The 12288-nt window shown below is 55.9% G+C and carries 14 protein-coding genes and 1 pseudogene; 8 read left to right on the top strand and 7 right to left on the bottom strand.

Going from position 1 to position 12288, the window contains the following annotated elements:
* Positions 1 to 26 precede the first annotated feature (26 nt).
* The 3 genes from efp to ACOVRA_RS13135 are packed head-to-tail and all read left to right on the top strand — an operon-like array spanning position 27 to position 3223.
* Complete coding sequence (efp, locus tag ACOVRA_RS13145) at positions 27 to 599, top strand: elongation factor P (protein WP_421720696.1); 573 nt, start codon at positions 27 to 29, stop codon at positions 597 to 599.
* Between the two features lie 34 nt (positions 600 to 633).
* Complete coding sequence (gene ggt, locus ACOVRA_RS13140) at positions 634 to 2385, top strand: gamma-glutamyltransferase (protein ID WP_421720695.1); 1752 nt, start codon at positions 634 to 636, stop codon at positions 2383 to 2385.
* A gap of 52 nt (positions 2386 to 2437) precedes the next feature.
* The gene (locus tag ACOVRA_RS13135) at positions 2438 to 3223 is read left to right on the top strand and encodes an SDR family NAD(P)-dependent oxidoreductase (protein ID WP_298230442.1); all 786 of its coding nucleotides are present in this window, start codon (positions 2438 to 2440) and stop codon (positions 3221 to 3223) included.
* On the opposite strand, the gene rlmN is transcribed toward ACOVRA_RS13135, so the two are convergent.
* The gene (gene rlmN / locus ACOVRA_RS13130) at positions 3220 to 4407 is read right to left on the bottom strand and encodes a 23S rRNA (adenine(2503)-C(2))-methyltransferase RlmN (protein ID WP_421720694.1); all 1188 of its coding nucleotides are present in this window, start codon (positions 4405 to 4407) and stop codon (positions 3220 to 3222) included. The genes ACOVRA_RS13135 and rlmN overlap by 4 nt on opposite strands.
* 137 nt (positions 4408 to 4544) lie before the next feature.
* Between rlmN and phnC the strand changes: the two are divergent.
* The 3 genes and pseudogenes from phnC to phnE all read left to right on the top strand — a co-directional run.
* Positions 4545 to 5333, top strand: a pseudogene (gene phnC, locus ACOVRA_RS13125) (phosphonate ABC transporter ATP-binding protein); the annotation flags it as partial.
* An 81-nt stretch (positions 5334 to 5414) separates the two neighbouring features.
* Positions 5415 to 6437, top strand: coding sequence for a phosphate/phosphite/phosphonate ABC transporter substrate-binding protein (gene phnD, locus ACOVRA_RS13120; RefSeq protein ID WP_421720712.1), 1023 nt, complete (start codon positions 5415 to 5417; stop codon positions 6435 to 6437).
* Entirely contained in the window at positions 6434 to 7264 is an 831-nt protein-coding gene (gene phnE, locus ACOVRA_RS13115) for a phosphonate ABC transporter, permease protein PhnE (protein WP_421720693.1), read from the top strand. Before phnD ends, phnE begins: the two co-directional genes overlap by 4 nt.
* A 34-nt stretch (positions 7265 to 7298) precedes the next feature.
* On the opposite strand, the gene ACOVRA_RS13110 is transcribed toward phnE, so the two are convergent.
* Both ACOVRA_RS13110 and ACOVRA_RS13105 read right to left on the bottom strand, forming a co-directional pair.
* On the bottom strand, positions 7299 to 7976 hold the full coding sequence (locus ACOVRA_RS13110) for a protein phosphatase CheZ (protein ID WP_421720692.1): 678 nt from the start codon (positions 7974 to 7976) through the stop codon (positions 7299 to 7301).
* A 27-nt stretch (positions 7977 to 8003) separates the two neighbouring features.
* The gene (locus ACOVRA_RS13105; protein ID WP_367178423.1) at positions 8004 to 8384 is read right to left on the bottom strand and encodes a response regulator; all 381 of its coding nucleotides are present in this window, start codon (positions 8382 to 8384) and stop codon (positions 8004 to 8006) included.
* A 112-nt stretch (positions 8385 to 8496) separates the two neighbouring features.
* Between ACOVRA_RS13105 and ACOVRA_RS13100 the strand changes: the two genes are divergently transcribed.
* Both ACOVRA_RS13100 and ribF read left to right on the top strand, forming a co-directional pair.
* On the top strand, positions 8497 to 8931 hold the full coding sequence (locus ACOVRA_RS13100) for a MaoC family dehydratase (RefSeq protein ID WP_421720691.1): 435 nt from the start codon (positions 8497 to 8499) through the stop codon (positions 8929 to 8931).
* Positions 8931 to 9866 (top strand): riboflavin biosynthesis protein RibF, encoded by a 936-nt coding sequence (gene ribF, locus ACOVRA_RS13095; protein ID WP_421720690.1) that lies wholly within the window; start codon positions 8931 to 8933, stop codon positions 9864 to 9866. The genes ACOVRA_RS13100 and ribF overlap by 1 nt, the downstream gene beginning before the upstream one ends.
* Here the strand turns inward: ribF and ACOVRA_RS13090 are convergent.
* Genes ACOVRA_RS13090 through trxA form a run of 4 tightly spaced genes read right to left on the bottom strand, consistent with a single transcriptional unit; the run spans position 9863 to position 12057 of the window.
* Positions 9863 to 10228, bottom strand: coding sequence for a gamma-butyrobetaine hydroxylase-like domain-containing protein (locus tag ACOVRA_RS13090; protein WP_421720689.1), 366 nt, complete (start codon positions 10226 to 10228; stop codon positions 9863 to 9865). The two genes, ribF and ACOVRA_RS13090, sit on opposite strands and share 4 nt — an antisense overlap.
* Positions 10218 to 10430, bottom strand: a complete 213-nt coding sequence (locus ACOVRA_RS13085; RefSeq protein ID WP_421720688.1) for a Trm112 family protein — start codon at positions 10428 to 10430, stop codon at positions 10218 to 10220. The genes ACOVRA_RS13090 and ACOVRA_RS13085 overlap by 11 nt, the downstream gene beginning before the upstream one ends.
* Positions 10427 to 11101, bottom strand: coding sequence for an LON peptidase substrate-binding domain-containing protein (locus ACOVRA_RS13080; RefSeq protein WP_421720687.1), 675 nt, complete (start codon positions 11099 to 11101; stop codon positions 10427 to 10429). The genes ACOVRA_RS13085 and ACOVRA_RS13080 overlap by 4 nt, the downstream gene beginning before the upstream one ends.
* Before the next feature lie 32 nt (positions 11102 to 11133).
* On the bottom strand, positions 11134 to 12057 hold the full coding sequence (gene trxA, locus ACOVRA_RS13075) for a thioredoxin (protein ID WP_421720686.1): 924 nt from the start codon (positions 12055 to 12057) through the stop codon (positions 11134 to 11136).
* Positions 12058 to 12288: the final 231 nt, after the last annotated feature.

The raw sequence follows: 12288 nt of genomic DNA, 5'->3' as shown, positions 1-12288 counted from the left end.
CAAGGCTCAGCACTGAAAGACAGATTATGGTCAAGGTCATCGCCTCCAGCCTTCGCAAAGGCAATGTTGTCGAACACACAGACAGCAAGCTCTATGTCATTTTGACAACCCAGAACATCCATCCCGGCAAGGGCACGCCTGTGACCCAAGTCGAAATGCGTCGCATCACCGACGGCATTAAGATGACGGAGCGCTTCAAAACCACCGATCAAGTGGAAAAGGCCTTCGTGGAAGAAAGCAAGTTCAACTATCTCTATGACGATGGTACTGCCCATGTCTTCATGAACCCAGACAATTTTGAGCAAGTTCTGGTGCCCCATGCAGTGTTGGGTGACGATGCGGCCTATCTGCAAGAGAATATGGAAGTCTATCTGACCATCTTCAACGAGACTCCGCTAGCGGCTGTATTGCCTACCCGCGTAACGTTGGAAATCGTCGATACCGAACCCACGATGAAGGGCCAGACGGCTTCTTCTTCCTATAAGCCTGCAATGCTTTCGAACGGCGTGCGCACCATGGTGCCGCCTTATATCGCAACTGGCACGCGCATTGTCGTCCTTACTGAGGATGGCTCTTACGTTGAGCGCGCAAAGGACTAAGCTGGGTTCCAAGGTTTAGGGTGGAGGGGATAAAATGCGCCAAATTCTAGTTTCCGGTTTGGCGCTTTGCCTTGCTGCCTGTGCCGCAAGTCCGGCAGCAACGCCCTCAGTCGCCCTCAAGCCAACAGCCGATATGCCCGAGGCCAAGCCTGCGGGCGTTTGGAAGCATGGCGGTATGATTGCCGCTGCCAATCCTTTGGCCGTCGAAGCTGGCCTTGAGATCCTGCGCGCTGGTGGATCGGCGGTTGACGCGGCTATTGCTGTTCAGACGGCATTGGGCCTTGTTGAGCCCCAGTCGAGCGGTATTGGTGGCGGTTCCTTCATGCTGCACTATGACGCCGAAACGGGTGACGTCGTGGCCTATGATGGGCGAGAAGTTGCCCCAGCTGCGGCAACAGATCGGCTGTTCCTTGACGAGGCCGGCAACCCCCTACCCTTTTGGACTGCGGTAAAATCCGGCCGTTCTCAAGGCGTGCCTGGGGCCGTGGCCATGCTGCATATGGCCTGGAAAGAGCATGGCAAATTGCCGTGGAACCGCAGCTTTCAGCCAGCGATTAAATTGGCCAGTGACGGCTTTAAGATTTCGCCTCGCCTGAACACGGTCGCCACCCAACTCAAGCGCATAACCGAGCCCGGTGCCGATGTGGTGTCCTATTTGATGGATTCATCGGGAACGCCTTTGCCTGCAGGCACGCTCTTAAAGAATGCCGCTTATGCGGACACACTGACCCAGATTGCCGAACAAGGTCCAAAGGCTTTCTATGAAGGCCCGATTGCCGCTGACATCGTTGCCCGCTCAGGTCAGGCACCCATGCCCGGAACCTTATCGCTGGAGGATTTGAAGGCCTATAAGCCCAACAAGCTCCAGCCCATCTGCCGCGCGTACCGCGAACGCAAAATGTGCGGCATGGGGCCACCGTCATCGGGCGGGATTGGCGTCATGGCCACTTTGGGCATTTTAGAAAACTTCGATATGGGTGCCACTGGTCCCAACGATGCACTCGGCTGGCACCGTTTTATTGAGGCTCAACGATTAGCCTATGTCGACCGCGACACATATGTCGCCGACGATCGCTATGTAGCAGTCCCCATCGCGGGCCTTCTCGACGCGACCTATCTGAAGAGCCGCGCGGCCTTAATCTCCGACACATCTACCATGAAGACGGTTGAACCCGGCGAACCTCCGGGTTCTGTGAAACGCGGTCGCGATGCTACCGGCAATGTGTTTGGCACGACCCATTTTGTCATCGTCGATCAACGCGGCAATGTCGTGTCCATGACGACAACCGTGGAGAGCCTGTTTGGCTCGCAGCGTATGGTGCGCGGCTTCTTCCTCAACAATCAATTGACCGACTTCTCCTTCCGCAATGTTGATGCGAAGGGCGAACCGATTGCCAATGCGCCTGCAGGCGGCAAGAAGCCACGCTCCAGCATGGCGCCGACTATTGTCTTTGATAAGGATGGTCATTTCGAGCTAGCCGTCGGCTCGCCCGGCGGCAATGCGATCATCGCCTATGTCACCAAAGCCATGGTCGGGATGCTGGACTGGAATCTGTCGCCCCAAGATGCGGTCGCGCTGCCCAATATTGTCGCGCGCTCTAGCCCTGTGGCGCTGGACCGGACACGTGCGAGCCCTGAATTGATCAAAAGCTTAGAAGCTCTCGGCCAAACCTTCCGCGATGGCGGCGGTGCTGAAGGCTCTGGCCTACATGCCGTTCGCCTCACGCCCGAGGGACTGGTTGGCGGGGCCGATCCGCGCCGCGAGGGCGTTGCGCGGAAGCCTTAAATTTATCCACGACTTAGATCACACACAAAAAACCAACCCCGGGAGCACGGCCATGTTTGAGAAATTGTTTTCACTAGAAGGCCGTGTCGCCTTGGTCACGGGCGGCTCTAAGGGCATTGGCCGGATGATTGCCGAGGGTTTTTTGGCGCAAGGGGCGAAGGTCTACATTACGGCCCGCAAGGCGGATCAATGCATGGCAGCCGCCGAAGAAATGTCCAAAGGTGGGCGCAGCTGCACGGCCATTCCGGGCGATATCTCAACCCTTGAAGGCGTGAAAGCCTTGGCAGACACCATCACGAAGCTGGAAGACCACCTCGACATTCTGGTCAATAATGCCGGGACGATCTGGATGGCACCACTGGACTCCTATCCCGAAAAGGGCTGGGACAAGGTGATGGACTTGAATGTCAAAAGCCCATTCTTTTTGGTGCAGGCTTTGCTGGGTCACTTGAAGGCGGCAGCTAAGCCCGGCCAACCCGCCAAGGTCATCAATATCACCTCGATTGACGGCATCACGGTCAATTCGGTCGACACTTTTGCCTATCAGGCCAGTAAGGCAGCGTTCGCCCATCTCACCAAGCGGCTCGCCGCTGATCTGATCAAGCACAATATCGTGGTCTCGGCTTTGGCACCCGGGGCCTTTGCCTCTGACTTAAACACCATTGCCCGCGACCATGGCGACATGGTGGCCGCTGCCATCCCCGCCAAGCGCGTGGGGACGACCGAGGACATGGCTGGCACAGCGATCTATCTCGCCTCGCGCGCGGGCGACTATATGGTCGGAGAAGCGGTGATTATTGACGGTGGACTGACGGCGATTGGACGCGGTCAGGCTTAAGAAGCCTCACCCGCCGTCGCCAACCGTTCCTTCAAGGCAACGCTGGCGCGGGTCTTGACGCTTTCGCTGCGCAATTGCCCGCAAGCTGCCAAGATATCGCGCCCGCGCGGCGTGCGAATGGGCGCGGAATAGCCTGCCCGGTTCACGATATCTGCAAAGGCATGGATCGTTTTCCAGTCCGAACATTCATACTCTGTTCCGGGCCAGGGATTGAACGGAATCAGATTCACCTTTGCGGGCATACCCGACAAAAGCTTGACCAGCGCCCGCGCTTCGGCCGGGCTGTCATTCACGCCTTTCAGCATCACATATTCGAAGGTCACGCGCTTGGCATTATTTAGGCCGGGATAGGCGCGGATACCTGCCATCAATTCTTCGAGTGGGTACTTCTTATTCAGCGGAACCAATATGTCGCGCAATTCATCATTCGTCGCATGAAGGCTGATGGCCAGCATCGCGCCGGTCTTATTGCCCAGTTCTTCTAACTTTGGCACCACACCGGACGTCGAAACCGTGATGCGGCGGCGACCAATCGATATGCCTTCGCCATCGCTAATCAGGTCAATCGCCTTGGCGACTTCGTCAAGATTATAGAGCGGCTCACCCATGCCCATGAAGACAATATTGGTCAAAGCGCGACCATCGGTCGTTGACGGCCATTCGTCCAAATCGTCGCGCGCGATCATGACTTGGGCGACGATCTCCGCTGCCGTTAAATTACGCACCAGCTTTTGCGTGCCCGTGTGGCAGAAGGTGCAAGTCAAAGTGCAACCAACTTGGCTCGACACGCACAGGGCACCAGAGCGCGCGACATCAGGAATAAATACCGTCTCAAACTCTACGCCCGGTGCCGAGCGGATCAACCATTTACGGGTACCATCGGCAGAAACCAGACGCTCGATCACTTCGGGCCGATCCAAGCTGTGATGGGCCTCCAGCAAAGCGCGCAAGTCCTTGCCAATATCCGTCATCACATCGAAATCGCGTGCACCAAAGAAATAGAGCCAGCGCCAGATTTGTTGGGCGCGCATCTTGGCCTTCTTGGGCTCCACGCCCAAAGCAATCACGGCCTCGCGCATTTCTGCCAAGGTGAGGCCGACAAGCGAAGTCCGCGTCGAAGTGGGCACCGAAACAGGGTCGGGCGCCGCGCTATGGCGGTGCGAAAGGTCAAGGGTGACTGTCATGGGCGGCCCCATAGCACGGAAAATGCGGCGCTTAAAGCAGACCGCACCGCCACCGTCACAGAACCGTCATACAGTGACCTCGTGACTCTGACGGCAAACCCGCTAAACAGGCTGAGCATGATCGCTTGTGGGGAAGTATGACAGCTCCAGTTCTAGAGGCCAAAGGCCTATTTCGAACCTATGGTGCCCGTAAGGCACTGAATAATGTATCTATTACGGTCCAGCCTGGGGAAATGGTGGCACTTATCGGGCCTTCAGGCTCTGGCAAGTCCACTTTGCTGCGCAATGCCACCGGCCTGATCACCACCGACGAAGGTACTGGTGAGGTCAATTTGCTGGGCATTTCGGTTCAGAAGAATGGCAAATTGTCTGACTCAGTGCGTCAAGCGCGCGCGCGCGTCGGCTTTGTGTTTCAGCAGTTCAATTTGGTCGGCCGCCTCAGCCTGTTCCAAAACGTCATGCTGGGTTCTCTGGGGCGTCTGCCTTTTGCAAAAGGTTTCTTGGGTCAATGGCCGCAAGCCGATCAAGAGCGCGCCATGCAGGCCCTGGCCCGTGTGGGTGTTGCCGATTATGCAGCCCAACGCGCCAATACGCTCTCTGGCGGTCAACAACAGCGCGGCGCAATTGCCCGGGCTTTGGTACAAGGGGCCGAAGCGATTTTCTTGGACGAGCCCGTCGCCTCACTGGACCCAGTCTCGGCCCGCAAAGTGATGGAGCTTTTGCGCGACCTCAATCAGCGCGACGGCGTGACGGTGATCGTCACCCTGCACCAGATCGATTATGCCACGAAATTCTGCGACCGGATTGTCGCGTTAAAGGCGGGGCAGATTGTCTATGACGGTCCTAAAGATGGCCTCACTCGCGACCGCCTGATTGAAATCTACGGCGCAGAGTTCGACGAAGAAACGGGCGATGCGGCTCCAAAAGAAGAACCCGTTCCAGAGATCACCAAGCCAGGGCATCAGAATGTTTTGGAAAAAGTGGTGCAATGGGGCTTGGCTTTGGCCATGGTCATCGGCGGATCTTACGCGCTGTGGGAACAAGCCAAGCCGAAGGTTGAGGCCGACATCAATTTTTCCATTCTTGCTACCGAAAACAGCCAAAATTTAGGTGCCCGCTGGAAACCCTTCTTGGCAGACATGGAAAAGCAAACTGGCTTGAAAATTAAGCCTTATTTCCAAACCGGCTATGCGCCACTGGTCACCGCCATGCAATTTGGCCAGACCCAAGTTGGTTGGTTCTCGAATAAGCCAGGTTGGGAAGTCGCCAGCACAGGGAAGGCCGAAGTGTTTTTGCGCTCTTCCGACCCATCGGGTGTGGACGGCTATAATTCGGTTGTGATCGTCAATAAAAACTCTACTATGACCATTGATGAGCTTTTGGCCTGCGATCGCACCAAGGACTTTGGGATGGGCGACGCCAGTTCCACATCCGGCACGCTGGCACCGATGACCTATCTATTTGCGCCACGCAACATCAATCCGTCCAATTGCTTCAAGACCGTCCGGTCAGCCAATCATGAAGCCAATGTGCAATCGGTCGCGGCCGGCCTTTTGGATGCGGCAACTAATAACTCTACGTCTTTGCAAATTCTGGGGGTGCAAGATCCACGGCTCATCGGGAAGGTGAAAGTCATCTGGACTTCGCCAACCTTGCCAGAGGATCCCATCATGTGGCGCAAAGACCTCGACCCAGTGAAGAAGAAGAAAATCAAAGACTTCTTCCTCAATTATGGCCGGCAGGGCGATAAGGCACAACAAGATCGCGAGCGCGCCATTCTGGCCTCGCTCAGCTTCGGCCTGTTCCAACCTGCTAATAATGACCATTTGCTGCCTGTCCGGCAGATGCAAGCAACTGAAGATCTGATGCAAGCCCAACAGTCGGGTGATGTCGGCAAGATTTCGAAGGCAAAAGAAGCCTTTGATGCTATCCAAGCTGAAGCAGAAGCTGCCAAAAGCCGCGCACTGCCCCTGCTACCGACAACCCCAACCGAAGGTTATGCTGTTGAAGGAAAGGCGGTCAAGAAATGAGTGCGACCCCAATGAAAGCGAGCGGCACAGTTTCGCTGGGCCATGTGCCCGCCCCACCAACGCGGACTGCTGCCGACAAACTCTATGACCTTTTGGTCTGGGGTGGGATTTTACTCTTGTTGGCCATTAGCTTCGGTCCCGCCGAGATTTCCAAAGTCACGCGGCTGTTCACCAACTCGGAGAATATGCAGACGTTTTCGACGCGCTTGGTCAATCCGGACTTCTCGGAATGGCGCCTCTATGTGCGGCAAATGTGGTTGACGGTGCAAGTTGCCATTTGGGGCACGTGCTTGGCCGTCATCATGGCCATCCCATTCGGCTTTATGTGTGCATCCAACGTAGCACCGTCATGGCTTGTCTGGCCGATGCGGCGCTTGATGGACTTCTTGCGCTCGGTGAATGAATTGGTGCTTGGCTTGATCTTCATCGTCGCCGTGGGTCTAGGTCCTCTGGCCGGGGTTTTGGCGATCGCGCTCCATACCGCAGGGGTCTTGGCAAAACTGTTTTCAGAGGCCGTTGAATCGATCGACAGCCGCCCTGTGGAAGGGGTGCGCGCAACCGGCGCTGCCAAACTGCATGAGATCATGTGGGGGGTTTTACCGCAGGTCGCGCCACTTTGGACGTCTTATGCGCTCTATCGGTTTGAATCCAACTCGCGCTCAGCCACCGTTTTAGGTCTGATTGGCGCAGGTGGTATCGGAGCAAAGCTGATGGAAAGCATGAATAGCTTTCAGTATGAGCAAACCGCCGCCATCGGGATCATCATCGTGGTCGCGGTTACATTGATCGACATGCTGAGCCAAGCCATGCGTTCCAGACTTCTGTGAACGCAGGCTTGGTAACCGCAGGATCGATTTAGGTTTAGTCGAACAAAGCGTCCAAGTCGCTTTGATCCATGGATGCGCCTTCAGTGCCAAACAAGGCATCGATATCGTCTTGGGCGACTTCGGGACCGTTCAGCGCAGGACCGTTCAATAGGTTCTCGCGCTTGCGCTTATCTTCTAAGGTCTCTTCAAGCTCTGCATCTTCGACGCCCATCACACTGGCGAAGCGCTCGAGACGTTGCTCGATATGGGTCAAGGTGTCGACCACCTTTTTAATGCGCTGACCGGTGATGTCCTGGAACGTGCAGGCTTCAAAGATTTCCATCATCTTATCGGACACAAAGGCCTGATAAGCGGCAGGATCGCTGGTATCTGCGGCCATCACATCTTCTGCGACCGCCATAATCAGATTGGTCGCTTCGGCCGTATGCTGAACAACCGCGTGTAGTTCGGCCCCAGCGCCCGGAATCCGATCTTCACTCAGATCATTCGGACGCAGGTTGGAGATTTCAAGGCGCGTGCGCTGAATATAGGATGAGATATAGCGCATCTCATCAAACAGGCTGCGGTCGATCGAACTAAAGAACATTTGCATGGCTTCGCTCATTTGCGAAGCCAAGTTCAGAACCTCACCCAAGCGAGGATCTTTAAGGTCTGCGCCTTTCAGCGCTGTGATCGCGTCACGAACCTTATTGGCAACTTCTGGTGACGGCATCGTCAGCCCCCCTTAAACAAACAGTGCTTAGAAATCGCCCAGAACAGAAGCGATCTTAGCTTTCAGGGTTTGGGCGTTAAACGGCTTGACGATATAATTGTTCACACCGGCCTTTTTGGCAGCGATCACATTTTCCGTCTTGGATTCGGCGGTCACCATGATGAATGGCGTTGGCTTCAGGATTTCATCGGCACGAACTTCGCGCAAAAGTTCATAACCAGTCATGGGTTCCATGTTCCAATCGGAGATCACGAGGCCATATTTGGTCTTCTTCATTTTCTCGAGCGCTTCGCGCCCGTCAGCCGCCTCATCCACATTCTCAAAGCCAAGCTGCTTCAAAAGATTGCGAATGATGCGAACCATTGTCTGATAATCATCGACGACCAATACTGGCGCGTTCATATCCACTGCCATACGACTTCTCCTTTGGTGGCTTCGGCCACTCTCACCCCACGGTTGACAACCCTTTACCAGTTGAGCGCTAAAGAAGCGTGAATCACGTTCCAAAAAAGGACATCCCATGCCAAATCCTGCAGCAGGCTATTATTTCGAAGAATTGAGCATCGGTCAGACGGCCGAATCTGCTCGCACCGTTACCGAAGCCGACATCCTGATGTTCGGTGCAGCTTCAGGCGATATGAACCCTGTTCACTTCGACTCAGAATTCGCCGCGACGACCCGATTTGAAGAGCGCATTGCCCACGGCATGCTGACTGCCAGCCACGTCTCAGCCCTAATCGGCATGCGACTGCCTGGCCCAGGCTCTGTCTATGTAAGCCAAAGCTTGCAGTTTAAGCGGCCTGTGAAAATCGGCTCCACCGTTACCAGCCGCGTTGAGATTACCCAACTCGACCCTGCGAAAGGCTTTGTCACCCTGTCGACAACCTGCCTGATCGCTGGCAAAGCAGTCCTTAGTGGTGAAGCTATTGTGATGGTCGCAAAGCGCGAGGGCTAATGCTGAGTTTCGATACGGGGTCTCTCATACCACCAGAAGCCCAAGGCGCGAGCGTGGCGCTCGGGGCTTTTGATGGACTTCATTTAGGCCATGTGGCGGTTCTGCGCGCCGCTCAAGAGGCATGCCCCGACAAGCCACTCGCGGTTGCGGCCTTTGAGCCGCCGCCCAAGTGCTTCTTTGCTGGACCAGATAAACCGTCTTTCCGCCTGAACACACCAAGGCTGCGGGCAGAGAGAGCGGCTGACGTTGGCGCGGAGATTATGTTTGAGATCCCGTTCGACGCCAGCATGGCCAGTATGGCGGCAGAGGACTTCATCACGGATATTCTGGTAGCCAAGCTGAACCCTTGCCATGTCACCGTCGGCCACGATTTCCGCTTTGGCTGTGACCGGCGCGGGGATGGGGTCATGCTGCAAGCCATGGGCGACCGACTGGGCTTTGGCGTCAGCATCGTTGAGCCTGTGCTCGACCACAGCGGTGTACGCTATTCTTCGACCCGGGTTCGCGAAGCTTTAAGAGCCGGCCATCTGGCCATGGTCACCGCGCTTCTGGGTCGGCCGTGGCGGGTGGAGGGCATAGTCCAACATGGCGAGAAGCGGGGTCGCACGATCGGCTTCCCGACTGCCAACTTCCATTTGGAAGACCAGCTTGCCCCTCGCTTCGGCGTCTATGCCGTGCGCGTCAACCGCGTTGGGGACGAGGCTTGGTACAGTGGTGTCGCCAATTTCGGCCGCACCCCGACAACTGGCCTGAGACAACCCTTGTTTGAGGTCAATATCTTTGACTTTGAGGGTGACCTCTATGGCAGCCGCCTAGAAGTTGGCCTGCATGCCTTTTTGCGTCCCGAGATGAAGTTTGCGGGTCTGCCCGAACTGGTCGCGCAAATTGGACGCGATGCGGAAGAAGCCGCACAAATTCTCTCTGTCGTCGCCTAGGCCTGAACGGCGCGGCGATATTCGGCCAATAAACGGTCTTGGTCTCGACCCAAGCGATAAAGCCAATCCCACGTATAAATGCCGCTGTCATGGCCATCATCAAATACAATACGCAGAGCATAACGGCCGACGGGCTCAGCCCGTTCAATACCGACGTCTTGCTTCCCCGGCACCCATTTCTTGCCAGCAGCCGAATGGCCTTGCACCTCCGCTGAAGGGCTTTCCACGCGCAATAGTTCGTAGGGGATATCAAAGCTCACCCCATCGTCAAAACGGGCCTTGAGACTCTTAGCTTCAGCCTGAAACGTCAGTTCGACTGGCCAAGGTCGGTCTGGGGTAGCAATAGCCTCGTTAGGCATCATTCAACTCACGTGCTTCACCGGCCAACATAATCGGCACCCCATCGCGGATGGGGTAAGCCAAGCGCGCGGCTTTGGACACAAGTTCGCCCTTGTCGCGATCATAGGTCAAACGCGTACGAGTCACCGGGCAGACAAGGATTTCCAATAGGCGTGGATCAATCTCGCGTCCTTCGCTGGCTGTGCTCTTAGGGGCGTCGGTCATTGCAAGGGTCTCTCCTCATCCTCGGCGTCATCGTCGTGGTCACCTTGGTCCATATCTAGTAGGGCAATTAGCACATCGCGTCGATCCTCGATGGTCGGTGCTTCCAACAGCGCCTGCTTCTCGATCGGCACAAAGGGGCAAAGCGCCGATAGCGCGTTGACCAAAGGCTCGGCTTGAGCTTGATCAATCGACCCCCAGTCTGCTTTCAAATTGTTGCGCTCTAGATAGGCCCGCAATGCCTCCAACAAGTCCTTGCGGTCAAATCCCACCATCGAGCCCGGCGTCTTTAAATCGTCGGCAAAGCTCTGCCAGTCGGCGGTCACTTGCCGATAGGGCTTGGACGCTTGATATTCGCGGGCAACGGCAAAACGGCAAATCCCGGTCAGCGTAATCAAGTATCGGCCATCATCGGTTTCAGAAAACGACGTTAGCTTACCGACGCATCCGACCCGCGATAGGCCGGGCTTCTCTGGGTCACCCGTGCCATCTGGTTGTATCATCCCAATCAAGCGATTACCTGCCAGGGCATCATCAATCATATTGAGGTAGCGCGGCTCAAAAATATTCAGCGGCATTTGCCCGCGCGGAAACAACAAAGCCCCCGTTAGTGGGAACACAGGAATGGTTGCCGGAAGGTCGGTGGGTTTACGATAGACGTAACCTGCTACCATGACTTAGCCCTCAATCAATCGCCGCTGTGGGATTAGGAAAACAGGATGGCTGATAATTTCCGCCGCCCTTGTCGCGTAACTTCAGCCATTGGCCCAGCTGCATCAAAAACTTTGAGCAACTGCTTACGGGCAGCATCGTCCTGCCACGTACGGTCTTGTTTGATGATGAACAACAAATGCTCGACCGCGCCTTCAAAATCCCCAGTTGCAATATGGGCCTTTGCCAATTCAAATCGGGCGGAAAGGTCTTCAGGCGCTTCCGTCAAGGCTTCGCTTAGAGCGGCCGGATCACCCGCTTCTGCCACGTCCAAGATCAGATCAATCTGGGCCTGCACGCTGATGACATCACTGTCTTTCCCCTTGGCTTTGGGAACAGACGCCAGAATTTCTTGCGCCTTATCTAGCTCCCCGCCCATCACATAAACACGCGCGAGACCTGCCAAGGCTTTCGGGTTTTCGGGGTCAAGGCTGGCTGCTTGCGCATAGGATTGAGCTGCCTCGCCAAGATCACCCTGATCGAGGCTTTCTTTTGCAGCGGCCAGCAGTTCATCTACGCCTGCGGGTTGAGCGCCAACCAATCGGTCTACGAGCGCTTTAATCTGACTTTCAGGCTGGGCACCCATGAAGCCGTCCACCGGGCGGCCCTTATCGAACGCAAAGACCGCAGGGATGGACTGAACCCGCAACTGGCCCGCGATGGCTGGATGCTCGTCAATATTGATCTTCACAAGGCGCACCTTGCCGTTGGCAGCACGCACCACTTTTTCCAGCGTCGGGGTCAATGTGCGGCAAGGGCCACACCACGGAGCCCAGAAGTCGACCAAAACCGGCGTGTCCATCGAAACATCGATCACATCTGCCTTAAAGCCTTGGTCACTGCCGTCTTTGATCAGGCCGGTAGGGTCGGCTGTTGGGCCTGATTTGGGTTTTGAACTGCCTAAGCCAATTAGGGCCATGAATGTGTCCGTGCGGTGCGCACGCTCCTCTCACATTGCGATCTCGTACAAGTCTTCTCAGGTCTAGAAATGGGCTTAGCGCTATCATGTTGCAAGCGCTGACCTGTGTTTCATGGACCTTACGTCCAAGGTTCGGCTTGGGGTACCTCGCCCGAGAAATCGCACCGATGGACCTTTCCACCCCAATTGCGAATAAACAACGCCAGATCATCCTGAGCGACCGCGGTCGTT

It is taken from the genome of Aquidulcibacter sp., assembly GCF_049239865.1.
Classification (GTDB): domain Bacteria; phylum Pseudomonadota; class Alphaproteobacteria; order Caulobacterales; family Aquidulcibacteraceae; genus Aquidulcibacter.
This window is presented reverse-complemented; position numbering and strand designations above follow the sequence as displayed.

Coding starts and splice junctions, on each gene's coding strand:
- efp (WP_421720696.1), top strand. CDS start 27: ATGGTCAAGGTCATCGCCTCCAGCCTTCGCAAAGGCAATGTTGTCGAA.
- ggt (WP_421720695.1), top strand. CDS start 634: ATGCGCCAAATTCTAGTTTCCGGTTTGGCGCTTTGCCTTGCTGCCTGT.
- ACOVRA_RS13135 (WP_298230442.1), top strand. CDS start 2,438: ATGTTTGAGAAATTGTTTTCACTAGAAGGCCGTGTCGCCTTGGTCACG.
- rlmN (WP_421720694.1), bottom strand. CDS start 4,407: ATGACAGTCACCCTTGACCTTTCGCACCGCCATAGCGCGGCGCCCGAC.
- phnD (WP_421720712.1), top strand. CDS start 5,415: ATGGTCATCGGCGGATCTTACGCGCTGTGGGAACAAGCCAAGCCGAAG.
- phnE (WP_421720693.1), top strand. CDS start 6,434: ATGAGTGCGACCCCAATGAAAGCGAGCGGCACAGTTTCGCTGGGCCAT.
- ACOVRA_RS13110 (WP_421720692.1), bottom strand. CDS start 7,976: ATGCCGTCACCAGAAGTTGCCAATAAGGTTCGTGACGCGATCACAGCG.
- ACOVRA_RS13100 (WP_421720691.1), top strand. CDS start 8,497: ATGCCAAATCCTGCAGCAGGCTATTATTTCGAAGAATTGAGCATCGGT.
- ribF (WP_421720690.1), top strand. CDS start 8,931: ATGCTGAGTTTCGATACGGGGTCTCTCATACCACCAGAAGCCCAAGGC.
- ACOVRA_RS13090 (WP_421720689.1), bottom strand. CDS start 10,228: ATGATGCCTAACGAGGCTATTGCTACCCCAGACCGACCTTGGCCAGTC.
- ACOVRA_RS13085 (WP_421720688.1), bottom strand. CDS start 10,430: ATGACCGACGCCCCTAAGAGCACAGCCAGCGAAGGACGCGAGATTGAT.
- ACOVRA_RS13080 (WP_421720687.1), bottom strand. CDS start 11,101: ATGGTAGCAGGTTACGTCTATCGTAAACCCACCGACCTTCCGGCAACC.
- trxA (WP_421720686.1), bottom strand. CDS start 12,057: ATGGCCCTAATTGGCTTAGGCAGTTCAAAACCCAAATCAGGCCCAACA.